Origin of the sequence: Vibrio sp. 1-2 (7-a) (assembly GCF_013048515.1) — a bacterium.
GTDB classification, from domain to species: Bacteria; Pseudomonadota; Gammaproteobacteria; order Enterobacterales; family Vibrionaceae; genus Vibrio; species Vibrio diabolicus.
Map to the genome: position 1 here is coordinate 51,528 of NZ_VHSQ01000012.1, position 25,697 is coordinate 77,224.

The window sequence follows — 25,697 nt, forward strand, 5'->3', positions numbered from 1 at the left end:
GCAAGCAATCAGAGTTAGGCCGCTTCACACCTATTTGAGAACGACCTAACCACTCGCATGCAGAGCCGTATTACGGCAAGGAGACGCTATGGGCGATACCGATCGGAAACTGTTTGTACTTGATACCAACATTCTTCTTCATGAACCCTTTGCCATCTTCTCTTTCCAAGAACACGATGTCGTTATCCCCATGACCGTGTTGGAAGAACTCGACCGAATCAAAGACAGCAAACGCGATGTCGCAAGAGACGCTCGCGTGGCTATTCGCGCTTTGGAAGATTTGTTTAAAGAAGCAACGCCCGATGAAATTTCTGAAGGTATTCCTGTTTCTAAAGACAGCCCCGACCAAGGCACCATTTCCATTTTGGCGGATTTTGAACTGCAGGAAACCGTCAAAGCCTTCGCCGACAAAGCCGGTGACAACCGCATACTCAATGCGGTGCTTTATCTGCAAAACAAACGAGCACCACGTGAAGTGGTACTGATCACGAAAGACATTAACATGCGTCTGCGCGCCAAAGGCGCTGGCGTACGTTTTGTTGAAGACTACCGAACCGATCAACTGATTGACGACATTCAATACCTCACCAAAGGCTTTCAACTGCGTGAGGGGGACTTCTGGAGTGATATTGAGGAAGTAGAAAGTTATGCGCTGGGCGGAAAAACCTATCACAAGCTAAGTCGTGAACCTTTTGAACCAACCTTTATTAACCAATATGTGATTGATGAAGACAGCGACTTTGCTGGCCGCGTGGAAACCATCAATGAAGACAAATTAACGCTACTCGACCTGAGCCGAGAACGCATGATGCACCGTAAGGCTTGGGACATCACACCAAAAAACATATACCAAGGAATGGCGTTGGATGCCTTACTTGACCCGGATATTGACCTAGTGATTTTAACTGGTGCAGCAGGTAGTGGTAAAACGCTATTAGCCATGGCAGCAGCACTGGAGCAAACCATTGAAAAAGGCATGTTCGATAAAATTATCGTGACGCGTAACACGCCAGATATCGGTGAATCCATCGGCTTCCTACCCGGCTCAGAAGAGGAGAAGATGATGCCGTGGTTAGCGGCGGTGACCGATACCTTGGAAGCGCTACATAAACACGATCACTGCACTGAAGGCTCACTGAAGTACATCTGCGATAAAGCCAATATTCAGTTTAAATCGATCAACTTTATGCGTGGCCGTTCGATTCAAAATGCGTTTGTGCTGCTTGATGAGTGTCAAAACCTCACCGCTTCACAAATCAAAACCATCATCACCCGCTGCGGCGAAGGAACCAAAATCGTCTGCTCCGGTAACTTGGCGCAGATTGACTCCCATTACCTCACCCCAGTGACCTCTGGTTTGACCTACATGGTTGAACGCTTCAAGAACTTTGAAGGCAGCGCGAATATTCACCTTAACGGCGTGGTTCGTAGCCGCTTGGCAGAGTTTGCCGAAGAGAACCTGTAGTCGACATCGACTCACAAAAACAAAAGAGCGCTCTAATGAGCGCTCTTTTTAAGTCGGTTAGATGCGGTTACTCAGTACCACCCACCGTCAGTGAATCCAATTTCAAGGTCGGCTGACCAACGCCAACTGGCACACTTTGACCAGCTTTACCACATACGCCAACGCCCTTGTCGATACTTAAGTCGTTACCAACCATCGACACTTGCTGCATAGCTTCGATACCAGAGCCAATCAACGTCGCACCTTTAACAGGGCGCGTAATTTTGCCGTTTTCAATTAAGTACGCTTCCGATGCGGAGAACACAAACTTACCCGAAGTAATGTCCACCTGACCGCCACCAAAGTTTGGCGCATACAACCCTTTCTCTACCGTCGAGATGATTTCTTCTGGCGTATGTTCACCTGGAAGCATGTAGGTGTTGGTCATACGCGGCATCGGCAAATGTGCATACGACTCACGACGACCGTTACCTGTTGGGTTCACACCCATTAACCGCGCGTTTAGCTTGTCTTGCATGTAACCTTTCAGCACACCATTTTCGATAAGCGTGTTGTACTGGCCATTCACTCCTTCATCATCCACATTGAGTGAACCACGAAGGTCTTTTAACGTGCCGTCATCGACGATGGTACACAGTGAAGACGTCACTTGTTGACCCATTTTGCCAGAGAAAACCGAAGATTCCTTACGGTTAAAGTCACCTTCTAGGCCATGACCTACCGCCTCATGTAGCAATACGCCTGGCCAACCTGAGCCCAATACCACTGGCATCATGCCTGCTGGTGCGGCTTCTGCTTCAAGGTTTACCAACGCCATGCGAATCGCTTCGTCTGCATAATGGAAAGCTTGTTTCACACCATTGCTTTCCGTTAAAAAGAAATCGTAACCAAAACGGCCACCGCCACCAGCGCTACCTCGTTCACGTCGTTCACCTTTTTGTGCAAGCACACTAATAGACAAACGCACCAAAGGACGAATATCGCCTGCATAAGTACCGTCTGTTGCCGCAACAAGCATCTGCTCATGCACACCGCTGATGCTGATCGAGACTTCTTTAATCAATGGTTCTTTAGTGCGGATGTAAGCATCTAGAGACTTAAGTAATTCTGTTTTTTGCTGCTTTTCCCACCCAGCTAATGGATTCACAGCGGCGTAGTACGCTTGGTTTTCGGTGCGTTTAAACGCTTGGACTTTACCATTCTGCCCTTGCTGAGCAATACCGCGCGCCGCCATTGCACTCTGCTTCAGGCCTTCAGGCTGGATTTGATCAGAGTAGGCAAAGCCTGTTTTTTCGCCAGTTACGGCGCGGACACCAACACCACAATCAATGTTAAAAGAGCCATCTTTGATGATGCTGTCTTCTAGAACCAGAGACTCGTGCCAGCTGGACTGAAAGTAAATGTCCGCATAATCGATCTGGCGTGTCGCAATGCTGGCAAGCGTGTCAGCAATGTCTTGCTCTGTCAGACCATTTGGGGCAAGGAGTGCCTGTTCTATTTGGTTTGTGCTCATAGTTAGCTCTTTTATTCCCGTCTCAATTCATTTTGAAAGCGACTGTGTTGAGTCAGCGGCATATTCTGCCTTACTTGTTGGCTCTGTGACAAATCTATCTCTGTCACCAATAAGCCTACTTCATCCTGAAGCTGTTTATGAATACGTCCCCAAGGGTCAACGACCATTGAGTGTCCCCATGTTTTTCGTCCACATGGATGCGTTCCAGTTTGTCCGCTCGCCAAAATCCAACATTGTGTCTCAATCGCTCTAGCTCGCAATAATACTTCCCAGTGAGCTTGCCCCGTCACAGCGGTAAACGCAGCAGGCACCACAATGATATCCGCGCCTTCTTGGCGTAATACTTTATAAAGCTCAGGGAAACGAAGATCGTAACAGATGCTCAATCCAACGCTGCCGATATCGGTTTCCGCCACGACTATTTGATTACCCGCCATAAACGTATCCGACTCACGATAACTACCATAACCATCGGCTACGTCGACATCAAACATATGCAATTTGTCATAGTGAGCAATGCATTTACCGTGCGGCGGCAATACAAGCGTTGTGGTCGTGACACCTTTTGCGGTTTGAATGGGCATGCTTCCGACAATCAGTGTTAACTGGTTCTTTCTTGCGATTTCAGAGAGCCGCTGTTGAATCATGCCACTCCCAAGTGGCTCTGCATGTTGATGGTACGCTTCGCGGTTGGCAAACAGCACCGTATTTTCAGGGGTAAGGACAAGCTTGGCACCTTGCTTACTCGCCAAAGCACACTGTTTTTCAATAAAGTCCAGATTCGCAGTGATATCTGGACCCGATGTCATTTGAATAATGCCAACACGTTCCATGTGTTTCCTCCCTATTCCATTTTAGTCGGTGAGTTATTTCGCCTGTTCACGCAGCTTTTCTGGCAGTTTGTATTCACCTTTACTTCGAGAAATTTCTTTTACCGTTGGTGAGTCTAGTGGGCCTTTCACTTCATAATTGACTTGAGTGAAGACCTCAACCACCGGAGAAATCACTGTTGAGATGGCTAAAACATACAACGCGGTTTGTGGCGCTACTGCAAACGCGGTCAGCATTGGTAGGCCTGATGTGATGTCTGGGGTGAACTTAACTTCCGCATCGACCATTCTGCTGTTCATATTGGCGATGCCGCGGATCTGCATTTCCCCTGCTAACGCATCCATCACGATATCGTTGGTGATAAATACGCCATCTTGGATTTTGCCCGTGCCTGTGATCGAGTTAAACGCCATGCCTTTGTCGAATACGTCGGTAAAGTCGAGCTGCATCTTACGGATGATAGAATCCAAACTGAACAAGCCTAACAAGCGTGCCGCACCACTGACTTCACTGATCACGCCTTTACCAAATTCCGTTGAGACATTCCCTTGCAAGGTTTGTGTCTTCATCGACCAAGGCGCGCCGTCCCATTCCATATTGGCGTTGATCTCAAATGGTGCCTGCTGAATACCCGATGTGATACCAAAGCGCTCCATAAGATCAGTGTTGTTATCACCTTTCATTTTCATGGTTAAGTTGGAATGGCTACTCTCTTTTGTCAGATCCCACCAACCGCTCATATCAATGCGGTTTTTGCCGCTGCTAAAGGTGATATTTTTCCACTCCAAACGGTTCTCGCGACGCTGCAAATCAACATTCACCTTCCCCACTTTGTAACCTTGCAACCAAAAATCATCGATGTTCAAAGTTAAGTTTGGCATCTCAGCGTGAAACTGGCGGTCAAAATTGGTAATCAAAGGCGCGTTTTGATCCTCACTGGCAAAGAGCGAACTGCGCTCTTTGGTCATCTCTTCAAACCCTGGAATATACAGGTGCAAGTGCTCCAAAGAGACCGATAAGTCATACGGCTTCAGATAGTTAGCCTTACCTTTAACCTCTTGACTGTCCACATCGAGTTGCCAGCTCAAATTCTTTTTGCTTGCGGAGATGTCCACATCATGAAACTCAATCCCACCAAGCTGCAAGTTTGGCGTTTCAACATCAATCCGTGTCGGCAATGGAATACTCGGCGTCTTCATGCTTGCCAGAACAGATGAGGATTGCTTACCTTCCGAGCCCTGAACCAGCTCTGCCCACTGGTCTAAATTAAGCTCACCGACACGCACTGATGCATCGTGTCCGACAATAGGGCTGATCCTGAAACCACCTTTGCCGACCATTAAATGAGTCGCCGTCAGAACAGGTACGTCGCCAGTTATATCTATCTCGGTTTGATACTTAGCATTTGGGATCTGTAGTCTTGCTGAAATACTTTCTTGGTTGCCGGATGCCTGCAGTTTTGCTTGCCCGGACTCGCCAACTTGTTTCGCTAGCGGATAGGGATATTGACTCGCTAAACGATTTAGCTGCGCCAACACATCAAGTTGATAGGTGAAGCCTACATCATTAAGTTGTAAGTCAATGTCCATTTGCCACGGCGCATGCCCAGAAACAAGCTTTAACCAACGCTCACCAACATAAGGTTTGAGAGGCTCAACGTCCCAATCCCCTAATGTGTTAATCGTCACATTGTAGCCCTGTTCCGCACTCTCACCACGAAAATCGAGGGAGATAGGCTGGGTAAGCAACTCTGCAGACAAACCCGATGTGGTGACCACATCATTATCGAAGTGGATACGCCCTGTGGCTTTCTCCAGCGTCATTGGCGGCGCTTCAATATCGACACGATTTTCTGTTAAATCGGCATAACCCCAAGCACGGGACTCTTTTTCAAAATCAAACGGAATGTTGAGCTGGAACTCAGAGTAAACCGGACCACTCACTTGCAGCGCCGTCAACGCTGCCCCGACCGAGTCCACCAATGGCGTCGCCATCATGTAGTCACGAACTTCATTACCCGGCGCGCTCGCTTTGGCTTCAATCTCAATGTGTCCACCTTCCGCCAACTCAGGAATTCGCCCAGTAATACGCTTGGCATGAACACCATTTAGCGTGGCGGACTTTGAATCCAAATACATGGCATCATTTTCAAACAGCAAGTCCAGCTGCAGATCAGTGATGGTTGGCCACGCCGTATCAAAGCTAAATTTCGCGTCTTTTAAACCGACCCACGCCTGAAACATGCCATTATGATCTTTGTAAGGAAAATCCCCTAACTCGCCATACCACAGCAGCTTAGCCGTATTCACTTTACCGCCTTGAATCGCAGTCGATAGGTAATCCGTTAAGTCTTGTCCGAGTGCCAGAGTCGGCAGGTAACGCCATGTTTCACCTGCGTTATAAAGATCCACCTCAGCATAAAACGATAAAAATGGGCTTTGTTCTTTTGGAAAATCAAGACGGAATGCTCCTAGTACTTGAAGATCTGGTGTCGCTGCCGTCACTTTATCAGACCACAAGCGCCAGCCGCTCTCATCTTGTTGCCAGATAATATCGACTTCACCTTGTTTGATATTCAGCGGAGCTTGAAATACATCACCGTACGGAAATACATCATCAATGACGGTTACTTTCGCTTTTGCCTGATCTAAATCACCAGATACACTGCCCTGTACATGATGGAATCCTGGTAGCAGTTCCCATTGCGTCATCGCAAGCTCATCCAGTTCCGCGGAGTAGCGTAACGTGTCTAAACCACCGTTCATGGACAAGCGAACATCTTCAACTCGGCCTTTCGGTGCTAGTTTGTTAATAAGGTCACTGGTCGACTCTGACTCTGGAGCCAGCTTGATGAGCGGAATGAGTGCTTCAATGTCGAGTTGAGAAAGGTTGAGCGTCCAACCATTCGGTTGCCAATCAAACGCTGCGTCTAATTCCGGCCAAGGGGTGTTGTCGGTTCGGATCCGAAGTGAGTGACCATTTACTTTCCAACCTTGTTTATCTGGTCGAAGATTGAAAATACCTGACTCGATAAACAGCTCATGACGACCGTTTTCATTCCACACCAGCTCAGAAGGTAATAGTTCAACATACGCATCATTCGGTTGGCTGTGTTTCAGCGTCAGCCAAGTGTTTAAGCTGACCTTACCCGACTCAGCACCCGACTCTTCTTGCATGTAAGTGGTTAACCAAGGCGTCACTGAGACATCTTGGGCACTCACGTAAAACTCACCAGACACATCACGCAGCGAACCATGGTCTTTAAAGTTAGCGCTCACTAACAATGAATTCAGACGAACATCGGCAATGTTCACGGTGCCTTCTGCTAAGTGGTGCTTGCCTTGGTTGCTCCAACGGAGCTGCTCGATATCTAAACGGCGAGTCTCACCAGATACCGATTTATACCAAATCCGTGAGTCGGTAATGGTGAAGTCTTCAAACTGACGTAAAAGAAGTGAGTCGAGTTGGTCGATGAGCTTCACTTCGCTCTTGTCCACACTCGGTTCCTGCTCTTGACGACTAGAGGTCGGCAGAATGTCTACGGTGTGAATATCCAGAGCGAGGTTATGGATGGTGAGGTCAGCGACCACCGGTTTGAGTTGCAAAAGAGATTGAATGAGATCGAATTCAATTTGGATTTCTTCAACGGCAAAGCGTGCATCCTGAATATTCGGCAGATTCGCTTCTAAACCGAGTAGCGCGATGGAGGGGTGATTATTGCGCCACGTCCCTGCGACGTTGGCGATAGAAAAGTCAAAACCTGTGTCCTGCTTGACCCAGGTTTTGATCTCATCTTGGAAGTGGTTAAGTTGTGGCAATGTGACGCGCAGTGTGGTTACTAATATGGCCAATAACACCAGTACAGTAACTAAACTCCACGCACAAAAACGCCCAAAACGGTTAACACCAGAATTCACAAATGTTCCAAATTACATCATTACGACGTCAAACTGTTCCTGAATGTACAGGGGCTCAGCCTGAACTCGCACTTGCTTGCCAATAAATACTTCGAGCTCAGCCAATGCATGAGACTCATCACCCAACAGCGCTTCAGCGACAAACGGCGATGCGTACACAACAAAATTATCGGCGTCGTAAGCACGGTTTACACGAGTAATCTCGCGTAATATCTCAAAGCACACGGTTTCAACCGTTTTCACACTGCCACGGCCCTCACAAGTAGGACAGCCAGAACACAAGATATGTTCAATACTTTCTCGTGTGCGCTTACGCGTCATCTCGACTAAGCCGAGCTGAGTAAAGCCGTTGATGTTGGTTTTTACTCGATCTTTAGCCAGTGCGGTTTCCAATGAGGTGAGCACTCGCTGACGGTGCTCTTCAGACGCCATATCGATAAAGTCGATAATGATGATGCCGCCGAGATTGCGCAAACGCAGCTGACGAGCAATAGCTTGCGTTGCCTCAATGTTGGTATTAAAGATGGTCTCTTCAAGATTACGACGACCAACAAATGCACCAGTGTTGATGTCGATAGTTGTCATAGCTTCAGTTTGATCAATGATCAAATAGCCACCCGACTTTAGCTCAACCTTGCGCTCTAAGGAGCGCTGAATTTCATTCTCGGTGTCGTACATGTCAAAGATTGGCTTGTCACCTTCGTAAAGCTCAAGCTTGTCTGTTAGCTCAGGTACATACTCAGAAGTGAATTCTTTCAGGTTTTCATATTCGAGGCGGGAGTCGACCATGATTTTATCGAGCTCTGTGCCGACAAAATCACGCAGAATGCGCTGGGCTAAACCAAGTTCACCGTAAAGCGTTGAACGCGTTTTGTATTTTGAACGACGCTCCATGACTTTTAGCCACAAGCGCTTAAGAAATGCCGCGTCTTGAGAAAGCTCTTTTTCATCTGCGCCTTCCGCGGCGGTACGAATGATAAAACCACCGTGCTCATCACAGTAATGGTTCACCACTTTTTTCAGACGCTCGCGCTCTTTCTCACTCTCAATACGCTGCGAAACACCAACATGGCTGGCACCCGGCATAAAGACAAGATAACGTGAAGGCAATGTGATATCCGTCGTTAAACGCGCGCCTTTCGTGCCGAGCGGATCTTTGACCACTTGTACAACAATGTCTTGTCCCTGACGTACCAGCTCAGAGATATCACGGACTTGAAACTGCTGTTTTTCGTTCTCTGCCACACATTCGGTATGCGGGACAATATCTGACGCATGTAAAAACGCCGCTTTATCTAAACCGATATCGACGAAAGCCGCTTGCATACCTGGCAGTACTCGGCTGACTTTGCCTTTGTATATATTGCCCACAATGCCGCGACGCGATTCGCGCTCGATATGTATTTCTTGTAGTACTCCACCTTCAATCATGGCCACACGAGTTTCACTCGGGGTCACGTTAAGCAGCAATTCTGCACTCATGTGCACACCTCAAAACAATTATAAAAATTCTTGAATTAGCTGATCGGTTTCGAACAAAGGTAAGCCTACTACAGCGTGATAACTGCCTTCGATTCGGGTGACAAATCGCCCTCCGAGTCCCTGAATACCATAACTTCCAGCTTTATCGCATGGCTCTCCTGACTGCCAATATTGTTCGATTTCTTCGTGAGTCAGTGGTTTGAACCACACGTCAGTGGTAACGACCACTGAATGTTGTTGTTCCGATGATACAACGCTCACCGCAGTCATCACTTGATGACGACGACCCGATAAGTCAGTAAGCATACGCTTTGAATCTTCAAAACTTTTGGGTTTTTCTAACACACGGTCATCGCATACTACGACCGTATCAGAGCCCAATACAACGGAATCAGGCTTAGCCAACGCTAAGCCTGCCTGAGCTTTTTCCAAAGAAAGACGCAACACGTAATCTCGTGCTTGCTCATGAGCCTGTTTGGCTTCCTCAATATCAGGCAATACGATCTCAAAATCATAACCCAGTTGAGCAAGCAGCTCTTTTCTTCTCGGAGAACCCGATGCGAGAACGAGAGATAAGCTTTTCTTCACCGCTTTACCTTACGTGCCATGCACGACGAACTCGTCGCATTAATAAAAACATCCATGGCCAAAGTATACAGTTTATTGCCGCCGTCCACAGAGATAATGGATTAAATACTACGTCCTGGTTCAAATATTCCCCACAGAATATCAAAACTTCCAATAACGCAGTAAAAAAGGCAATTAAAATCGACTGTTGCCACAATGCCATGTTACGAATCAACAGGAAATTCAACGCCACCAGATAGATGACAATCGACATCATCATGCCGCGAATTCCAAGCGTTGAGCCGATCAAGATATCCCATAATAAGCCCAGCACTAGCGCGGTTCCAACGTTCACTCGGTGCGGCAGTGCCAACACCCAATAACAAGTGACAAGAAACAACCATGATGGACGTAAAACATCCAACACACCTGGCCACGGAATGGTTTGCAATACCAGCGCAACGAAGAAACTGACACCAATCACCATTCGGCTGCTCACTACATTATTGGCCATCAGTTACCTCTTGTTCTTCTTGCTCTAGCCCTTCATCCACATTGGATCGCAGCACTTTGTGTTGACGATCTTCATTCGGCCAAATCAGCAGTAGGTAACGTAAACGATCAAACTCTACAACTGGCTCAGCCTTGATTGCCGCAAATTCTTGGCGCGTATCATGATCCACATTGGTAACCGTCGCGACTGGGTACCCTTCTGGGTAAATCCCACCTAGGCCGGATGTCACCAATAGATCGCCAACCTGAATATCAGTACTGGTTGGAATGTGCTCCAGTTGGATTTCATCCATTTCACCATTGCCCGACGCGATCACTCGAATATCGTTACGGATCACCTGGACAGGAATCGCATTTTTCGCATCCGTTAGCAACAGAACACGTGCGTTGTGCGCTGCGACAAACGTGACCTGACCAACAATGCCTTTTTCGTTGATCACTGGCTGTCCGACGTACACACCGTCTATTTGTCCTTTATCAATCACCACTTGATGACGATAAGGTGAGGTATCAACCGCCATCACTTCAGTTACGACTTTCTTTTCATCCCTGACAAATGAAGAGCCTAACAATTTGCGTAGACGTTGGTTTTCTTCTTTATATTGATCGAGCAAGATCAGCTCGCTTTTCAGGCGTAGCACTTCTCGCTTTAAGTTGCGATTGCCTTCAACTAATGCCTGACGAGTATTAAAACGTTCAAATACGCCATCGAACATGCTGCGAGGCAAATTGGCTGCGTATTGAATGGGCGCAACCATACTGTTCAATAAGTATCGGACGTTGGAAAACGTATCTAGACGACTATCAGCCAGCATTAAGCTCGCCGACACGATGACAGCAAAAAACAGACGTAATTGCAGAGACGGACCTCTGCCAAAAATCGGTTTCATCTTGTTTTTGACCTGATTGCTTCCATGATTATTGAGCCTTACTTGGCAACCTAAAAATACTTAAATAAATACTTTTAGGTATGGAGCATGTTTGAATTACAGAGAGAGCAGAAATGAAGGTGAAGCCCGACATGAGCTTCACCTAAACCTTTATTCTTCAGAGAACAGATCGCCACCGTGCATGTCGATCATTTCTAGTGCTTTACCGCCACCACGCGCAACACACGTTAGTGGATCTTCCGCGATAACCACAGGGATACCGGTTTCTTCCATTAATAGACGATCGAGATCTTTCAGTAGCGCGCCACCACCAGTCAGAACCATGCCGTTTTCAGAAATGTCTGAAGCAAGCTCTGGTGGACACTGCTCTAGTGCAACCATGACTGCTGAGACGATGCCAGATAGCGGCTCTTGAAGCGCTTCTAGGATCTCGTTTGAGTTCAAGCTAAAGCTGCGTGGCACACCCTCTGCAAGGTTACGACCGCGAACTTCAATCTCTTGAACTTCATCGCCAGGGTAAGCAGAGCCGATTTCGTGTTTGATCTTTTCAGCCGTTGCTTCACCAATTAAGCTGCCGTAGTTACGACGTACGTAGTTGATCACGGCTTCATCAAAGCGATCACCACCGATACGTACAGACGATGAGTAAACCACACCGTTTAGAGAGATAACCGCAACTTCAGTTGTACCACCACCGATATCAACCACCATTGAACCTGTCGGCTCAGACACGCGCAGACCAGCACCAATTGCTGCCGCCATTGGCTCGTCGATTAGGTAAACTTCACGCGCACCAGCACCGAGTGCTGATTCACGAATTGCGCGGCGCTCAACTTGGGTAGAACCGCAAGGAACACAAACAAGAACACGTGGGCTTGGCTTTAGGATGCTGTTGTCATGCACTTGTTTGATAAAGTGCTGAAGCATTTTTTCGGTTACGTAGAAATCAGCGATTACGCCGTCTTTCATTGGGCGGATAGCGGAAATGTTGCCAGGTGTACGACCAAGCATCTGTTTTGCTGCGTGACCGACTGCAGCAACGCTTTTTGCAGAACCTACACGATCTTGACGAATAGCAACTACAGAAGGTTCATCAAGGACAATTCCTTGCCCTTTTACGTAAATTAGAGTGTTGGCTGTACCTAAATCGATAGATAGATCGTTAGAAAACATGCCACGAAGTTTCTTAAACATACTCTTCGCTCATCCTGCAAAAATATAGAAGACAAAAATTGCTCTAAATGTACCAATGCCTCGCTGTCACAGCAAGGTATTGGTACACAAACATGAGCAGAAAGCCTCAATTTCTTGCAGTTTCCTAACTTAAGGCCAAAAACCTAAGTTGTTACTGTCCGGTTAACCCTGGCTCACCACGGTAAATCACGCGATCGTTACCACGATGAATACCAAAGGTTACTACGGATGATGGGTTTTCTTCGGAGCCATCATTGTCCCAATCATATTTGAGCCAAGGTAAGCCATTTTCAGAGTCGTCAAGATCTAACCAAACGCGCGTTTGCTGACGGTATGGTTCAGCTTGAGTTGCAGTTACAGAACGAGAAGAACCAGAAGACACTTCACCACCAGCTCCTAATGTAACCGCTTTAGGATCAGCATCAGTACCTGTTGGCCAGATATGCGTTTCAGCGGCAGTGACACCTTTCACATCGGTTTGATTGTCATCAGGGTTGGCGATAAAGCGGCTACCATTCCAATATTCAACTCGAAGTGGCACATGTAATGTCGTGCCTTGGTTACCACCTACATCATCTAGATCAACACGACCAAAACGGATGTCGGGCTGCCTAACTAAGCGGGAGTTGAAATCTTCGTCAGTAATGTACTCAACAGGGTCAACATTGTTGGTATATATCAAACCTATCTCTGATTTGGCAGTACCAGTCACAGAGTTAAATGGCCCATCAGGGTAGCTATCACCAAGAGCTTTGTTCCAACAAGCACTGCCAATACACTGGCCACTATTACCGACTGAGAAATCTCCGATACTTTTATCAGATTCGTTACTCCAGTCTCCTGCTCCAAAATCAGGCGCATCGAATCGATCTGAGTAATGGTCAATATCGTCTAGGTTGAACTCCGCTTTTGTAACAAAGTCTGCATAGTTCTTAATCGCAGATTTGTTAGCATTCAATGCCTCCACGCTAAACTCGACCCCATCAAAAGGCTGATTCATATAAGCAAAACTTTGTGAACCAGGGTAATTCCAATCGCTGGTGATGACTTGGAAGTATTTAGGATAGAAACGACCAACGGTGACGTCATATTCATCTAATTTCTCTCCCAAATACGTTGCTTTAGTTTTAAGGTTCAAAGAGCCAACTTCATCCCAAACGTATTCAACTGTTTTACCCGCTTTAGCTTCTTCAGAGCTAAAGTCTAAACTTGAACCTTTACTTGGGTCTAAGTTGGCGATATCACCACCCGATGGGTACAAGACAGAAAACTCAGCATCAAGTGGCGCAGCCGTATTTGAATCAGAGAAATAGTTTTGTGTCAGAGGGTATTCACAAACATTGGTAGCATTACCACGTGAGTCGCTATGAACGACTGGTTTGTAAGTCACATTAAAGCTTTCAGCAGAGGCAATAAAGCCATCGCCAGTAGCTTGTGTCGCAGGGTTAGTTTTTCCACCATTTTTAGCCACAATATTACATGCGGCAATTTTCCAAGGTCGCGATTGAACAGTAAATGAACCAGTGAGAACCGTTTCCAAAGATTGCGAGCTATCGTCACCTGTAGGAGCAATTGGACAATCACTAGAGTAGTTTGGATCACAAGTAAACTTAGTGTCAGTTAACGTAACAGTATAAACCCCAGATTCCATGACTTTAAACGGGCCAGAAGTGACACCTTTACTACCATCAGAAAACGTAGGCGCATAAGTAAATAAACTTTCTTCCTTACGTCTAGCAGCTGGAATCACAATATCCCACTTGACAATTGGTGTACCTTGATAGCTTTTAACGACAGTTTGACTATCTTTTTGACAAGCGAGCACCTTAGTCTCTATCTGAGAGTCTTGACCCGCAATAACAAATTGCGGTTGCACGTCAAATTTATAAGGTACAAACCTGAAAGTTGACGTTAACGTCTTTGATGAATCATTATCGAGAGTAACGGTTAACTTGTAGTCTTTATTCAACTCTATTTTGTCGTTATCAGTGACCATTACAGATAGCTTAAGCTTTCCTAAATTAGATGAGCTCTTGCTAGTAATAAAGTGCGGATAGCTACCAGACCCGACGTTGTCAACAACTTGAACAGACAAACCCCTTTCATTTGGTCCGACTCCAACAGTCACGCCCGTACTTTCCGGTTGAATGCCATTTTTCGTTTCAATGATAAAACTAGGCTGATCTTCACCACATGTCAGGGCATATTGTTTTGTTGGTGTAACGGTTAGTTCATAGCTTGTGGGAGGGTCAATACACTCCGTTGCGGCTTGAATTTTCGCAGTAGATGTCAGTTGAACAGATCTTGCAGAAACAGAGCCATAAACAGTCGCATCCCCACTCATTTCAACATGCTTTTCGCTGTATAATAGTCCGACAAACTGCGCATCGCCATTGAGGTCAACATACGTTCTATCACCAGACTTGGTAATATTATGGACATTAACTCGAAGTTCCGCGTCTGCAAGTACTGGCAACAGCGGATTTGCCCAGCTCGTAATCTCGATACCAAAGTAGCCTCGGTTATTCACTGCCAAGCTTCTTGTATCAATCGTAACTGAGTTCCCCGATTGAACGATGACGTTTCCGCCTTCCCAAACGTCAATTTTACCAATCTTATAACGACCAGATTTAATAATAACAGTCCCGCCGACAGACAAACTCTCATATGTTTGATTATCATCATCAAGGATTAATGTATCACCAGCCAAAACTGTTCGACTCTCCGCCAAGTAATTTGGGAAGTTCTCTAAGGCTTCTTGGCCAGTCATCAACCCCTCATCACTCGTACAAGTTTGTTCTGAGCATGCCAATGTACGATCATAAATATGGTCAGGTAAAAAACCTAGAACTCGCTTTCCGTCGACAATTGGAGCCCCTACGATTGACGGATTGCCATATAGGTGTAACTCACCATCCTTATCATCAACAGGAATGTATCCATCTGGTCGCTTCCATGTTTGAACTGGACTATTAAATCCATTACACATTGGGTTGGTGTTTGCTTTCTCAAACATAAACCAGCCCACATCCTCATCCAAGTGACCGCGCTCTCTGTCTTTCTGCATGTCTTCTTCAACGATAAATGCAACAGAGTCCTTCTTAATGTCACAACGGCGCAACCAACCACCGTTATTACCACGTCGGGAGTTTTTATTGGCCACTAAAACAGGTGGGCTAACAAACCCTGCAGTATCAGGGAAAGGCGTGTAAACCTTACATCCCTCATAGATTGGATCGATTACCGGATCTTGTTGATCTAACGTGTATTCAGTCTTACCTTGCCCCAACCAAAAACGTTGCCCGTTGATGTAACCAAAGCCTTCACCAGCAACAAACGCCACGGTCTCATTGTCGTTAAGAACATTGAAGGTTTCGTGACCTTGGTTATTCTTCTTATAAACTTCTGATTTTTCTAAAGCGAGTTTAAAGGAGGCTGTATTTGCATCCCTAGCCATCCCAGTAAACCAGTTATTAGTGCCGTCATTGTTTTTGGTTTGCGGCTGAACTAACACACCTGGTTTCCCATCAAACCCCGTCAAACCATAGTCGTCAAAATCAATAGTGATGCCATTATTCTGCTCATTGATACCTTTTTTATTATTTTTATATTGAGATGCAGCAACGTTGGTCTTGATAGTACCCGCGACAATTTTTGCACCATTATTGAGCTCTAAAACACCGGGCTCGATAACAAAGTAATCAACCTTCGCTAATTCCTTTTGTACCTGAGAACTATTCTTATCTAAAAAGATGACATTTCTATCTGCTTTTTGATGCGGAGGGAACTCCTGCACGATAGTTGCGGAGTTATGTGTCGTGTGAACAATAGATATACTCGATGGATACTCTGTTTTACGAGGGTTCTTGCTAGATAATGTTTTATCGATGGTCGGCATGACAAACACAAGCGGTTTAGGATGGCTTGCGTCATACGTATTTTCAAAGTCGATAGTACAAGTGTACTTACCGCCAATCATATTACAGGTGCTATTGTCAACCGTACCAAACTCAAAATCAGGTGAACGGTTAATTGGACCTCCAGGATTACTGGGATCCACAGTGTTAGAACACTGAATGTTGTCGACATCATCTCCAACATCAACAACCCAATGCTGACCATTATCCAAATTAACGGTTTGGGTTTCTATTAGCTTATAATTCGCCGCACCTTCAAATTTGCGGTAATACTTCAACGTATTTGAGCCAGCCTCATGAGTAATCTTTATGTTGTAATCAACATCATCAATCAGCTGCTGCTCATTGAACAAGTAGTCATAGTTATTGGTATTACTTCTCTTATGACCCGTGTACCAGAGCACATACCCATGACTTCCTTGCTCTAACTTTACAGCTTGGTATTCATCATCTCCCTCGACATCAAAGCTAACTGTAAAGCTATTTTGACCTTTAACTGAGCACTGTGAAGCATACACAAAACTCGGCAGCATGAGCATGAGTGCTAATAAAGCATTTAGCGTTTTCATTATTATTTACTCCCTAACCCAAATCTCTTGTTGTCGCTGTACTTGTGCAACCCCGGAACCACAAACTGCTGTGGCTTGCACTCTAAAAAGAGATTCAGCTTCAGAGGTACCTGCATTAAAGGTACCAATGTTTGAACATGTCATAGCACGTAATTGACAACTAGTGCCTTGTGTAACATTTGGTGTAGCACCACTTACCGTATTGGCACAAAAATCGGCCACATCTGGAGTAGTGTCGTTTAAAGGATAAAGCTGAGTTAGTGCCCACTCATTGGCAGATTGCGCAATAAACCAAGCTTTCATTCCTAAGAATTCTCTGGTTAACGTGCTTTGGTTTGACCAACTCACCTTCATTAAAGATGCGGCTAGATAGCCCATCACAATAATGACGAACAGTACGACGATCAGGACATTACCTTGCTGAGCTTTTTTATGGGACATTGAGCACCTGTACGTCTTGTTGGTAAACACTACGCTCCCCATTTTGAGTGAACTCTAAATTGATATGCACGATACCGCCACGTTGAAGTGTTGGCTCGAGGTAATGCATATCGCTAGCGGAAGTATCTACACTGTCCGCGACCGTAATTCCATTGCGCGTGATTTGCTTGTTCTCGAAGCAGTAACGTACTTCAGACTTATCTTGATAGATATAATGACGACTCGAAATAGAAGAGCCACCAATCGTACCGGCTGCCCCACTGACAACAAAGACATCACCAGTTTTAGCTAGACCACCAATATCTATACTTTGCGAAGAAGCAGGTTGCAGATCTTCGTAACGGCTTGGATTAATAACCATCCAAGCGTCAGCGGGCATTGGGTTTAACGTAACGTCATTGCCCAATAAGAATTCTAAATCGTTATTTGTCAGTGTGTAGAACCCTGAATACTCAATAGGTACAAACTCTAAACACTTCGTCGTGTCATCAGGCTCATGAAAACTATTCGGTACCGCATGGCGAATTTCTCGAGACATCTTCTCCAACACAAACTGGGCTTGAGTTTGCATACGTTGTCGGTCAACTGTATGTACATAACCTTTCATACCAAGCTGAACATAACCCGCAATACCCAGCATGATAAAACTCCCGATCACAATGGTGACGATCATTTCCATTAAGGTAAAACCACGAGCTTTCATCAGTAGTTCCCTCTTATGGCAGTAAGTGTTAATGGCTGAGTGTTGCTTGCAAAAATAGTAATAGTGATTTTTTTATAGTTAGTGATGCCTGTCGTTTTTGCCGAAGATAAGTTGTCGTACGCAACTCCGACCTCAACACGGAAATTGCGATATTTATCTTCACCGCTCTTCCCTAATACATCAACAATACTCCCACGCTTCGCACCTTGGCACTGACCTACCGTCGTCGGTGTACTCCAACAACCAATGTAATCATCCACGTCATTAAAAGTACTTGGATTATTGGAAATTTCGCCATATTTTGTATCAACACCCAATGTTGCCGAACAACCGTTAGAGGGATTACCTGGATGAGGGTTAAGACTAGGTTCCCCACAACGAACAACCCCACCATCAAAATCGCTCCACTGGTCAAAGCCACGCGCCAATATTTGCGACATAAAACCCTGTCCTAAGGCTGCTGCACGCATTTGATAATGAGGCATTGCTGAATCATGAATTTGAGGAACTAAAAAAGACGTAAATGCTACCATCGCAATCCCCATAAGAATGATGGCAATGATCATCTCAATAAGCGTCATACCAATGTGCTTTCTCATGAGCAGGCTCCCTCTGAAACATAACCCTGAGGGTTAATCAATACTCGGCACTGGCTTTGACCGGTTTTATCTTGAATAAGAATAGAAATACCAGCAGAAGAAACATTAAGAGGATTACCCAACAGATCAAATTCGATGGGACTAGAGGCACCATCAATAATAGAAAACTGAGCTGAGTTATCGACGACGACATCGCTTCGAGCATCTCGTACATTACTAACTAGATTGCACGCTGCACTAGAACCTATACAAGTGCTCGTAATTGATAGACAAAAGTTGGTGTAGCTAGAGTCCTCTCCAACGTTATAGCTACTGGGTAGACATCTTTCAGGATAAGACTTGTTTGGGATATTGATATTCGACTGCATACGATTCACTTGAACTTGGCGAATCACAGAAATTGCTTGTTCTTGAAGTGCAAATGCAGACACACTGCCTTTACCCATAAAACGGCTGGCAGCAAAAAGGGAAAGAATGGAAAGGAGGACGATCACTAGGATCAGCTCCATTAATGTAAACCCTAATGTAGAGCTGCGAACTTTCATAACCCAACCTTAGGCTTAGAACAAGCGAGATAAGTATACGATGAAATTATGAGAATAATGATAGATTTATAACTTTTCGATTCAAAGTGTGAACAGATGAACAAATAACCAATGTCTAGTTGTTTTGCCCCTTTGAACGACCAATTTCTTCTTCAATTCGATCGTAAGTTTCTTTATTGCTCAGCGTTTCAGAAACGTGCTCGGCGGTCTGCTTAGTTTGCTCCCACTTTGCTTCGTAAGTTTCTGGTTCAAAGCTGATAAATCTTGGTAATACCACATAACCGAACACACCCAAGATAACCAGCACAACGACAAACTCTATTGCACTAAGACCTGATGATTTACGCATATGAAACATTCCGAGATTAATCAAAGCAAAGAGATAAAGGCCAGACTAGCTGACCTTTATCTTCAAAGAATTAGTCTTTACATGAACCAACAACTTCAGCTTTAGCAGCGTCATCACCATCAGCTTGAGTGTAAGTTACGTAACACTTAGTATAGCCATCGTAACCATATGTGATTGATGTACCGTTGCCACCACTGATCACTTTCCAATCATCTGCCAATCCTTCAACAACTAAAGATAAAGCTGTAGAAGTTGCTTTAGGATAACCATATGCAATAGCTAGATCGTTCTTTGATTTAATTGTCAGCGCTGCAGAAGATAGAGCTTCTTTACCATCAATTGCCGCTTTACCGTAAGTAATGCCAGCTGCACCAGCCATCGCGCCTTTCAGACCTTCAAGAGCTGAGTTACGAGCATCGTCCTGTAGGTTAAGGAAACGTGGTGCTGCAGTGACCGCTAGAATACCTAGGATTACAATTACCACTACCAATTCGATAAGGGTGAAACCACCTTGTCTTTTCATTGTTTACTCTCTCTATGTAAGCATGCAGTACAACTGCAAAGTTTCGTTTAGGTCACGCGACCATTTTGGATATTGTCAAAACGGTTTGGGGCAGCAACGTTCACTAAAACTGACCGTGAAGTGGATACTGTATCTACCGCTTGAGCAGAATGACGATTCGCCATTATTCAGTTCACGCTGCAATGAGAAAAACACATTATTGTTTACCCTCTATTACAGCGTCTTACTTATGGTAATGATTGCATTATACCGACTTTCATTACCAATTATAGTGATTAGGTGTCAAAAAATTCACTCCGCCGACATTCCGACGTCTATTTTCAGCTGATTAGCTGTTGAAATAACTACAATCGACTGACCATTTTCATAAGTATAGTGGCAGACATAATGATCAGTTTTGATGGCTCCACTGATATCTATTAACTTATTGGTCATTATTTTACGTTGTGGATAATGCACTGCTAACCAATAACCACAATCTAAAACACCTTGTTGAGTAAAGGGAGATACTAGCCCGCCCTCAGTCATGGTGAGATTAAAACCATCCATCAGCATATGTTTTGGCTCGCCTTGTACTAACCAAGCTTGACGATAACGCTGAACACTATCTTGCATCCAAACTCTCGCCAACTTCGCTCCAGTCACCTGCGCCTGCTCGGTAACAGGACGTAATTTGGCAGCCAAGCCAACAGCAATGATGGTAGCAATTACCCCCAAAACGATTAGCGTCGCCCGACTTTGATTTTCAACCACCTATTAGCCGCCTTTGATGATGTCTAGCATTCCCCACATTGGCAGGAAGATACCCAGTGCCAGCACCATGACCATGCCTGCGACAATCACCAAAAGTAGCGGTTCTATTCTTGCAGTCAGTGTTTTTAGATCGTAATCAACTTCTCTATCGTAAAAATCCGACACTTCTAGCAGCAGCTCATCAATACGACCGGTTTCTTCCCCTACTGCAATCATCTGAATCACCAAAGGGGTAAAGATTTTACTGTTGATGGCAGTCACTGAGATGGTGCTACCCGCTTCAATCGCGGATTTCATCTCAAGAATTCGATTTTCTAAAAAGCGGTTCCCCAGGGCTTCCCCGGCTAAAGCTAAAGACTGGTTAAGTGGAACGCCTGACTTAAGCATCAACGAGAAGGTTCTGGCAAAACGGGAAAGCTGCGCGCGATTAACGATATCGCCCACAATTGGAAGCCGAAGCCGAAACTTATCGAACTTTTCCCGACCATCAGCCGTCGCCACCCAGGCTCTGAAAACCGCAAACGCGCCAATCATTGCCACAATCAACAACACCCAATAATTAACAAAGAAATTAGAAGTAGCGATCAAAATACGCGTCGGCAGTGGTAACTCAACACCAAAGCGCGTAAACATCGATGCAAACTCAGGGATCACCAAGATATTCAATATAAACATGGCGATAGTGATAAAGATAATGACAAACGTCGGATAACGCATCGCCGCTTTGATGCGTTTACGAGTCTCGAGTTCCTGCTCGTAGTAATTCGCCAGTTGCAATAGTGCTTGATCGAGTCGACCCGTATTCTCACCTACGTTGATCATAGAAACGAACAGTGGGCTGAATACTTTGCTGTGTTGCTGCATCGCAGAAGACAAACCTCGGCCATTACTCAGTTCAGAAACGACATCTTCCAGTGCCTCTTTGAGCTGTTTGTTTTCACAATTTTGCAGCAGGCCACGCATAGAACGCAGCAACGGTACGCCCGCTTTAGTTAAGCTAAACAACTGGCGAGAGAAAAGAATGATCACTTCCAATGGAATGGCTGGCACAAATAGCTTAGACAAGCTCATTTGGCTTTTTGCCGACTCTTTCTCTAACCGCACATTGAGCGGGATGATCCCTTTGTTCATCAACGCTTCCGCTGCAGCTTCTGAGTTCACTGCCTCGATTTTGCCGTTAGTGGATGAGCCGTCTAGCGTGCGGCCTTGATAACGAAAAGTTGGCATTCACTTACCTATATGAAAATGGGATCAGTCTTACCAGAAGCGTCACCTTCACCTAGGGTCATCACTTCATCCAAGCTGACGGTGCCTTGCAGCGCCAGTTCCATCGCCGAAGCAAGCAGCGGCTTATAGTTTTCTGAGCGACGCGCGGCTTGGGCAAAGCCAACCGCATCATTGGCGCGCAGTTTATCCATCATTTCTTGCTCCAGTTCGAGCATTTCAAACACACCGATTCGGCCTCGATAGCCAGTCAAGTTACAGTTTTGACAGCCTGCACCTTTATAAAAAGTGGTGCCCACTTGGTTTGGAAAACGCCCAGCTAACCACTGTTGGCGTGAATCGTCTAGATGGTCTTCTGTTTTGCAATCTGGACAAACACGGCGAACAAGACGCTGCGCCACCACAGCTCTGACCGCACTGGCAACCAAGTAACCCGGTGCGCCCATATCGATCATGCGTAACGCACTGTCGACAGCATCATTGGTGTGAAGAGTGCTCAATACTAAGTGACCCGTTAGTGCAGCTCGTAGACCAATTTCTACCGTCTCTTGGTCACGCATCTCACCAACAAGAATGATGTCTGGGTCTTGACGCAAGAAGGTTCGAAGCACACGCGAGAAAGTCAGATCGATCTTACTGTTTACCTGTACCTGAGTGATGCGAGGCAGGCGATATTCAACCGGGTCCTCTGCTGTAATGATCTTTTTCCCAGGTTCGTTGAGCTCACTTAATGCGCCGTAAAGCGTGGTGGTTTTACCTGAACCTGTCGGCCCCGTCACCAAGATCATGCCGTGCGGACGAGCCAACTGTCGACGTAAACGAGCAAGCAAATCTGGCGGCAAACCTGACTCTTCTAATGGACGCAAACCAGCAGACTGGTTAAGCAGACGCATTACCACGGACTCCCCGTATTGCGTTGGTAGCGTCGACATACGAATATCGATTGATTGACCACGCACTTTGATATTGAATCGGCCATCTTGTGGCAAGCGCTTCTCAGAGATGTCTAGGTGCGCCATCAACTTCAATCGAAGAACCAAAGCCGATGCGATATTCACTTCATTCAGGATGGTTTCATGCAGTACACCATCAATACGCTGACGTAAGCGCAATATCTGATCGTCTGGCTCAATATGAATATCCGATGCCCCGACTTGTACCGCATCTTCAAACATGGAATTAACCAGCTTTACAACGGTAACTTCCTCACTGTCGGTTCCATCAATACCGTAATCGAAGCTTTGCTCGTCTTTATGCTCTTCATGCAACTGTTCCGCGAAAGAAGCGATCTCTTTAGTGCGGCGATAATAGCGGTCAAAGCTTGAAATGAGTTGGCGCTCTGAAGCCACAATGAACTCAAGGTTGTATTCACCTAGCAAATTCATCAGTGACTCTTGGATGAACAAATCTGCAGGGTCACTCATAGCAACGCGCAACGTGTCCCCATTTCGAGCAACGACCATCGCACGTAAGCGACGTGCGTGTACCTCAGGTAGAATCTGTACCGCTTCCGCATCCACAGGTGCGCGACCAAGATCGATCAGTGGCAAACCAAGTTGTTGGGACAAGAAGTCCAACATTTGCTTCTCAGTAATAAAGCCGAGATCAATTAACGCATCACCCAGCTTCTGCCCGGTACTACGTTGTGCGTTTAGTGCTTGCTGGATTTGTTCTTCAGAGACGATGCCTTCTTCAACCAGAAGATCGCCTAAGCGTTTTCTCAACTGAATTTTCATTGTGCATTCTCCAGCTGTTTCAAGATGCTCAAACGGTCGCGGATAAACGCTTGCGATTGATTCGAAATGCCAACTTTACCCAGAGCTTGGTTGTAAGAGTTGATCGCGGCGGTAAACGTCAGCGCGCGCTCTTGTTGAATAGCTAAACCTAGCCACCAGCGCGCATTTTCCGGCTCACGCTGAGTAAGGAGTTGATAACTCTCAAGCGCAATATCATTCTGCTTGTGTTTTTGTGCCAATGCCGCACGCATCGCCAAGTAATCTCGACTTGGCATTGGAGGCAAATGCACAAGCGGACTCAGCGCGGCTTCAGGTTGATTGGCTTTCACTAGCAACTTAGACAAAGCCAAGCGAAGTACTTGGTTGTTCGTGTCAAGGTTGATGCCTTCTTGGATAATCTCATACGCTTTACGCGTGTCGCCTTTGCCAAAGTACAACGCCGATAATTTTTGACGCGTGTCTGCATTCATTGGCTCATAACGTAACGCCTCAGCATAAGCCGACAACGCCGTTTGCATATCGTTAGCATCCAGTGCTTTTTCCGCTCGGCTAACCGCTTTAAGAGATAACTGGCGGTGCGTAAGCTCAACCTGCTCAATACGCATTGAACTGCTTTCTGCTGTTGTGCGGGTTACGTGATTAGATTGCTCATCGCTTGGCATCGTTGCCACTTGCGCGAGTAGCACTGCATCTTCAGAGACCGTATTTACCTCCGCTCTTGGCGTGAACCTATCAGTCTCTGGCATATGAAGCAGTTGAGCTGCCGGTTGTGTCACTGGCTTCGTGTAAACCACATGGGCTGTCTCGGGCGTCATTTTACTCGTTGGCGAATGAGTACGCTCTGATGATGTGATTGACGAAGCATTCACTGACGACAATAGCATGGTTTCTGTTTGAGCAGATGAAAGCTCGCCTGAAGGGATAGGACCGCGAGAGACCGCCCAGCCGCCCACCGCAAGGCTTAACGAGAAACCGGCAACGAGCCAAAGCCAAGGTTTACTGCGTGAAACGTTGGGAATGTCCGCACGAGTAAGCTCTGACGGTGATGTTTTTTCAGCGAGTTCTGATAATGCTTTATTGATGGCACTCAAGGTTGACTCCATCCCCAAAATACGGGTGTTTTAAACTTAGGTTTACGGGCATCAAACGTATCGTGCATAGCTGCGTAAACGTGATGATTTTTTAATAGTGTGCAACGATCATTAAATGCCGCAAGCAACGACTTGTGGCTAATTTGGTTGATCAAACGTGGAATCCCCATGGATGAACGCCAAATCGCTTTTTTCTGCTCAATAGAAAAAATGTGCGCTCCATTGCCTGCCTTGTCTAAACGATTATTGATGTAAGCCACGCCTTCATCGATAGAAAGAGGACGCAGCTGACAACTAAACGTAATACGTTGACGAAACTGCCTTAGCTCGTGGCTGGCTAACCGCTCATCCAACTCAGGTTGTCCGAATAATACCAGTTGAATGAGTTTATCTTGTTCCGTTTCTAGGTTACCGAACAGACGCAATGTTTCTAAAGCTTGTGGAGAAAGAGCTTGCGCTTCATCGACGATCAAGACGGTTTTCTTTCCCGCAGAATGCACTTGAATCAGGTGTTCTTGAATGAGAGAAACAATACGTAGCGGGTCATCGTTCTCGATGCCTAACTCTCTGGCGACAGCAAACTGCAACTGCTCTCCATTCAAAACTGGATTGGGTAAGTAAATCAGCTCGACTTCAGATTCAATCTGCTCAATTAACTTACGACACACCATGGTTTTTCCGGTGCCAACTTCTCCCGTCACCTTAATCACTCCTTCTCCCATTTGCACAGCGGCTAAAATGGTTTGGATCGCCTCATAGTGAGGGACTAACCCCAAGAACATTTCTGTGTTTGGGGTTAACGAAAAAGGCTGAACTCGAAATCCAAAATGTGACAAGTACATACTCGAATCACAAACTCATTGAAAAACGGAACC

General features: G+C 45.8%; 21 protein-coding genes. 1 reads left to right on the forward strand and 20 read right to left on the reverse strand.

From position 1 onward, the window contains the following. Positions 1-88: 88 nt before the first annotated feature. Positions 89-1,465, forward strand: a complete 1,377-nt coding sequence (locus FKN08_RS20135) for a PhoH family protein (RefSeq protein WP_006742346.1) — start codon at positions 89-91, stop codon at positions 1,463-1,465. A 67-nt stretch (positions 1,466-1,532) separates the two neighbouring features. Here the strand turns inward: FKN08_RS20135 and tldD are convergent, their stop codons facing one another. From tldD to FKN08_RS20235, 20 genes are all read right to left on the reverse strand, one after another. Further along, positions 1,533-2,978, reverse strand: a complete 1,446-nt coding sequence (gene tldD, locus FKN08_RS20140) for a metalloprotease TldD (protein ID WP_170892775.1) — start codon at positions 2,976-2,978, stop codon at positions 1,533-1,535. Between the two features lie 11 nt (positions 2,979-2,989). Next, positions 2,990-3,811 carry a carbon-nitrogen hydrolase family protein gene (locus FKN08_RS20145; protein WP_170892776.1) on the reverse strand — a complete coding sequence of 274 codons (822 nt, stop codon included), beginning with the start codon at positions 3,809-3,811 and terminating at the stop codon, positions 2,990-2,992. 33 nt (positions 3,812-3,844) lie between these two features. After that, on the reverse strand, positions 3,845-7,726 hold the full coding sequence (locus FKN08_RS20150) for a YhdP family protein (protein WP_170892777.1): 3,882 nt from the start codon (positions 7,724-7,726) through the stop codon (positions 3,845-3,847). A gap of 12 nt (positions 7,727-7,738) precedes the next feature. Next, positions 7,739-9,208, reverse strand: coding sequence for a ribonuclease G (rng, locus tag FKN08_RS20155; protein ID WP_005381138.1), 1,470 nt, complete (start codon positions 9,206-9,208; stop codon positions 7,739-7,741). Between the two features lie 18 nt (positions 9,209-9,226). Continuing rightward, positions 9,227-9,796: a Maf family protein gene (locus FKN08_RS20160; RefSeq protein WP_005381139.1), complete on the reverse strand. Its 570-nt coding sequence runs from the start codon at positions 9,794-9,796 to the stop codon at positions 9,227-9,229. Between the two features lie 4 nt (positions 9,797-9,800). Next, complete coding sequence (gene mreD / locus FKN08_RS20165) at positions 9,801-10,289, reverse strand: rod shape-determining protein MreD (RefSeq protein WP_012841380.1); 489 nt, start codon at positions 10,287-10,289, stop codon at positions 9,801-9,803. Next, positions 10,279-11,178 carry a rod shape-determining protein MreC gene (mreC, locus tag FKN08_RS20170; protein WP_170892778.1) on the reverse strand — a complete coding sequence of 300 codons (900 nt, stop codon included), beginning with the start codon at positions 11,176-11,178 and terminating at the stop codon, positions 10,279-10,281. Before mreC ends, mreD begins: the two co-directional genes overlap by 11 nt. Before the next feature lie 150 nt (positions 11,179-11,328). After that, complete coding sequence (locus tag FKN08_RS20175) at positions 11,329-12,372, reverse strand: rod shape-determining protein (protein WP_005381144.1); 1,044 nt, start codon at positions 12,370-12,372, stop codon at positions 11,329-11,331. A gap of 151 nt (positions 12,373-12,523) precedes the next feature. Further along, positions 12,524-16,858, reverse strand: coding sequence for a DUF6701 domain-containing protein (locus FKN08_RS20180; RefSeq protein ID WP_170892779.1), 4,335 nt, complete (start codon positions 16,856-16,858; stop codon positions 12,524-12,526). Between the two features lie 6 nt (positions 16,859-16,864). Beyond that, positions 16,865-17,299: an MSHA biogenesis protein MshP gene (locus tag FKN08_RS20185; protein ID WP_170892780.1), complete on the reverse strand. Its 435-nt coding sequence runs from the start codon at positions 17,297-17,299 to the stop codon at positions 16,865-16,867. Next, the gene (locus FKN08_RS20190; protein WP_170892781.1) at positions 17,289-18,002 is read right to left on the reverse strand and encodes a prepilin-type N-terminal cleavage/methylation domain-containing protein; all 714 of its coding nucleotides are present in this window, start codon (positions 18,000-18,002) and stop codon (positions 17,289-17,291) included. Before FKN08_RS20190 ends, FKN08_RS20185 begins: the two co-directional genes overlap by 11 nt. Then, positions 18,002-18,601: a type II secretion system protein gene (locus FKN08_RS20195; protein WP_170892782.1), complete on the reverse strand. Its 600-nt coding sequence runs from the start codon at positions 18,599-18,601 to the stop codon at positions 18,002-18,004. Before FKN08_RS20195 ends, FKN08_RS20190 begins: the two co-directional genes overlap by 1 nt. Then, a complete protein-coding gene (locus FKN08_RS20200; protein ID WP_170892783.1) occupies positions 18,598-19,146 on the reverse strand; it encodes a type II secretion system protein in 549 nt (182 codons plus the stop codon). Before FKN08_RS20200 ends, FKN08_RS20195 begins: the two co-directional genes overlap by 4 nt. 115 nt (positions 19,147-19,261) lie before the next feature. Beyond that, positions 19,262-19,495, reverse strand: a complete 234-nt coding sequence (locus FKN08_RS20205) for a type II secretion system protein (RefSeq protein ID WP_170892784.1) — start codon at positions 19,493-19,495, stop codon at positions 19,262-19,264. 70 nt (positions 19,496-19,565) lie between these two features. After that, entirely contained in the window at positions 19,566-20,018 is a 453-nt protein-coding gene (locus FKN08_RS20210) for a type II secretion system protein (RefSeq protein WP_170892785.1), read from the reverse strand. A gap of 291 nt (positions 20,019-20,309) precedes the next feature. Next, the gene (locus tag FKN08_RS20215) at positions 20,310-20,771 is read right to left on the reverse strand and encodes an MSHA biogenesis protein MshF (RefSeq protein ID WP_170892786.1); all 462 of its coding nucleotides are present in this window, start codon (positions 20,769-20,771) and stop codon (positions 20,310-20,312) included. A 3-nt stretch (positions 20,772-20,774) separates the two neighbouring features. Then, positions 20,775-21,998, reverse strand: a complete 1,224-nt coding sequence (locus FKN08_RS20220; protein ID WP_048626840.1) for a type II secretion system F family protein — start codon at positions 21,996-21,998, stop codon at positions 20,775-20,777. A gap of 8 nt (positions 21,999-22,006) precedes the next feature. Further along, on the reverse strand, positions 22,007-23,731 hold the full coding sequence (locus FKN08_RS20225; protein WP_074191841.1) for a GspE/PulE family protein: 1,725 nt from the start codon (positions 23,729-23,731) through the stop codon (positions 22,007-22,009). Next, positions 23,728-24,822 (reverse strand): tetratricopeptide repeat protein, encoded by a 1,095-nt coding sequence (locus tag FKN08_RS20230; protein WP_170892787.1) that lies wholly within the window; start codon positions 24,820-24,822, stop codon positions 23,728-23,730. Before FKN08_RS20230 ends, FKN08_RS20225 begins: the two co-directional genes overlap by 4 nt. Continuing rightward, the gene (locus FKN08_RS20235) at positions 24,819-25,664 is read right to left on the reverse strand and encodes an AAA family ATPase (protein ID WP_046873590.1); all 846 of its coding nucleotides are present in this window, start codon (positions 25,662-25,664) and stop codon (positions 24,819-24,821) included. The genes FKN08_RS20230 and FKN08_RS20235 overlap by 4 nt, the downstream gene beginning before the upstream one ends. Positions 25,665-25,697 lie beyond the last annotated feature (33 nt).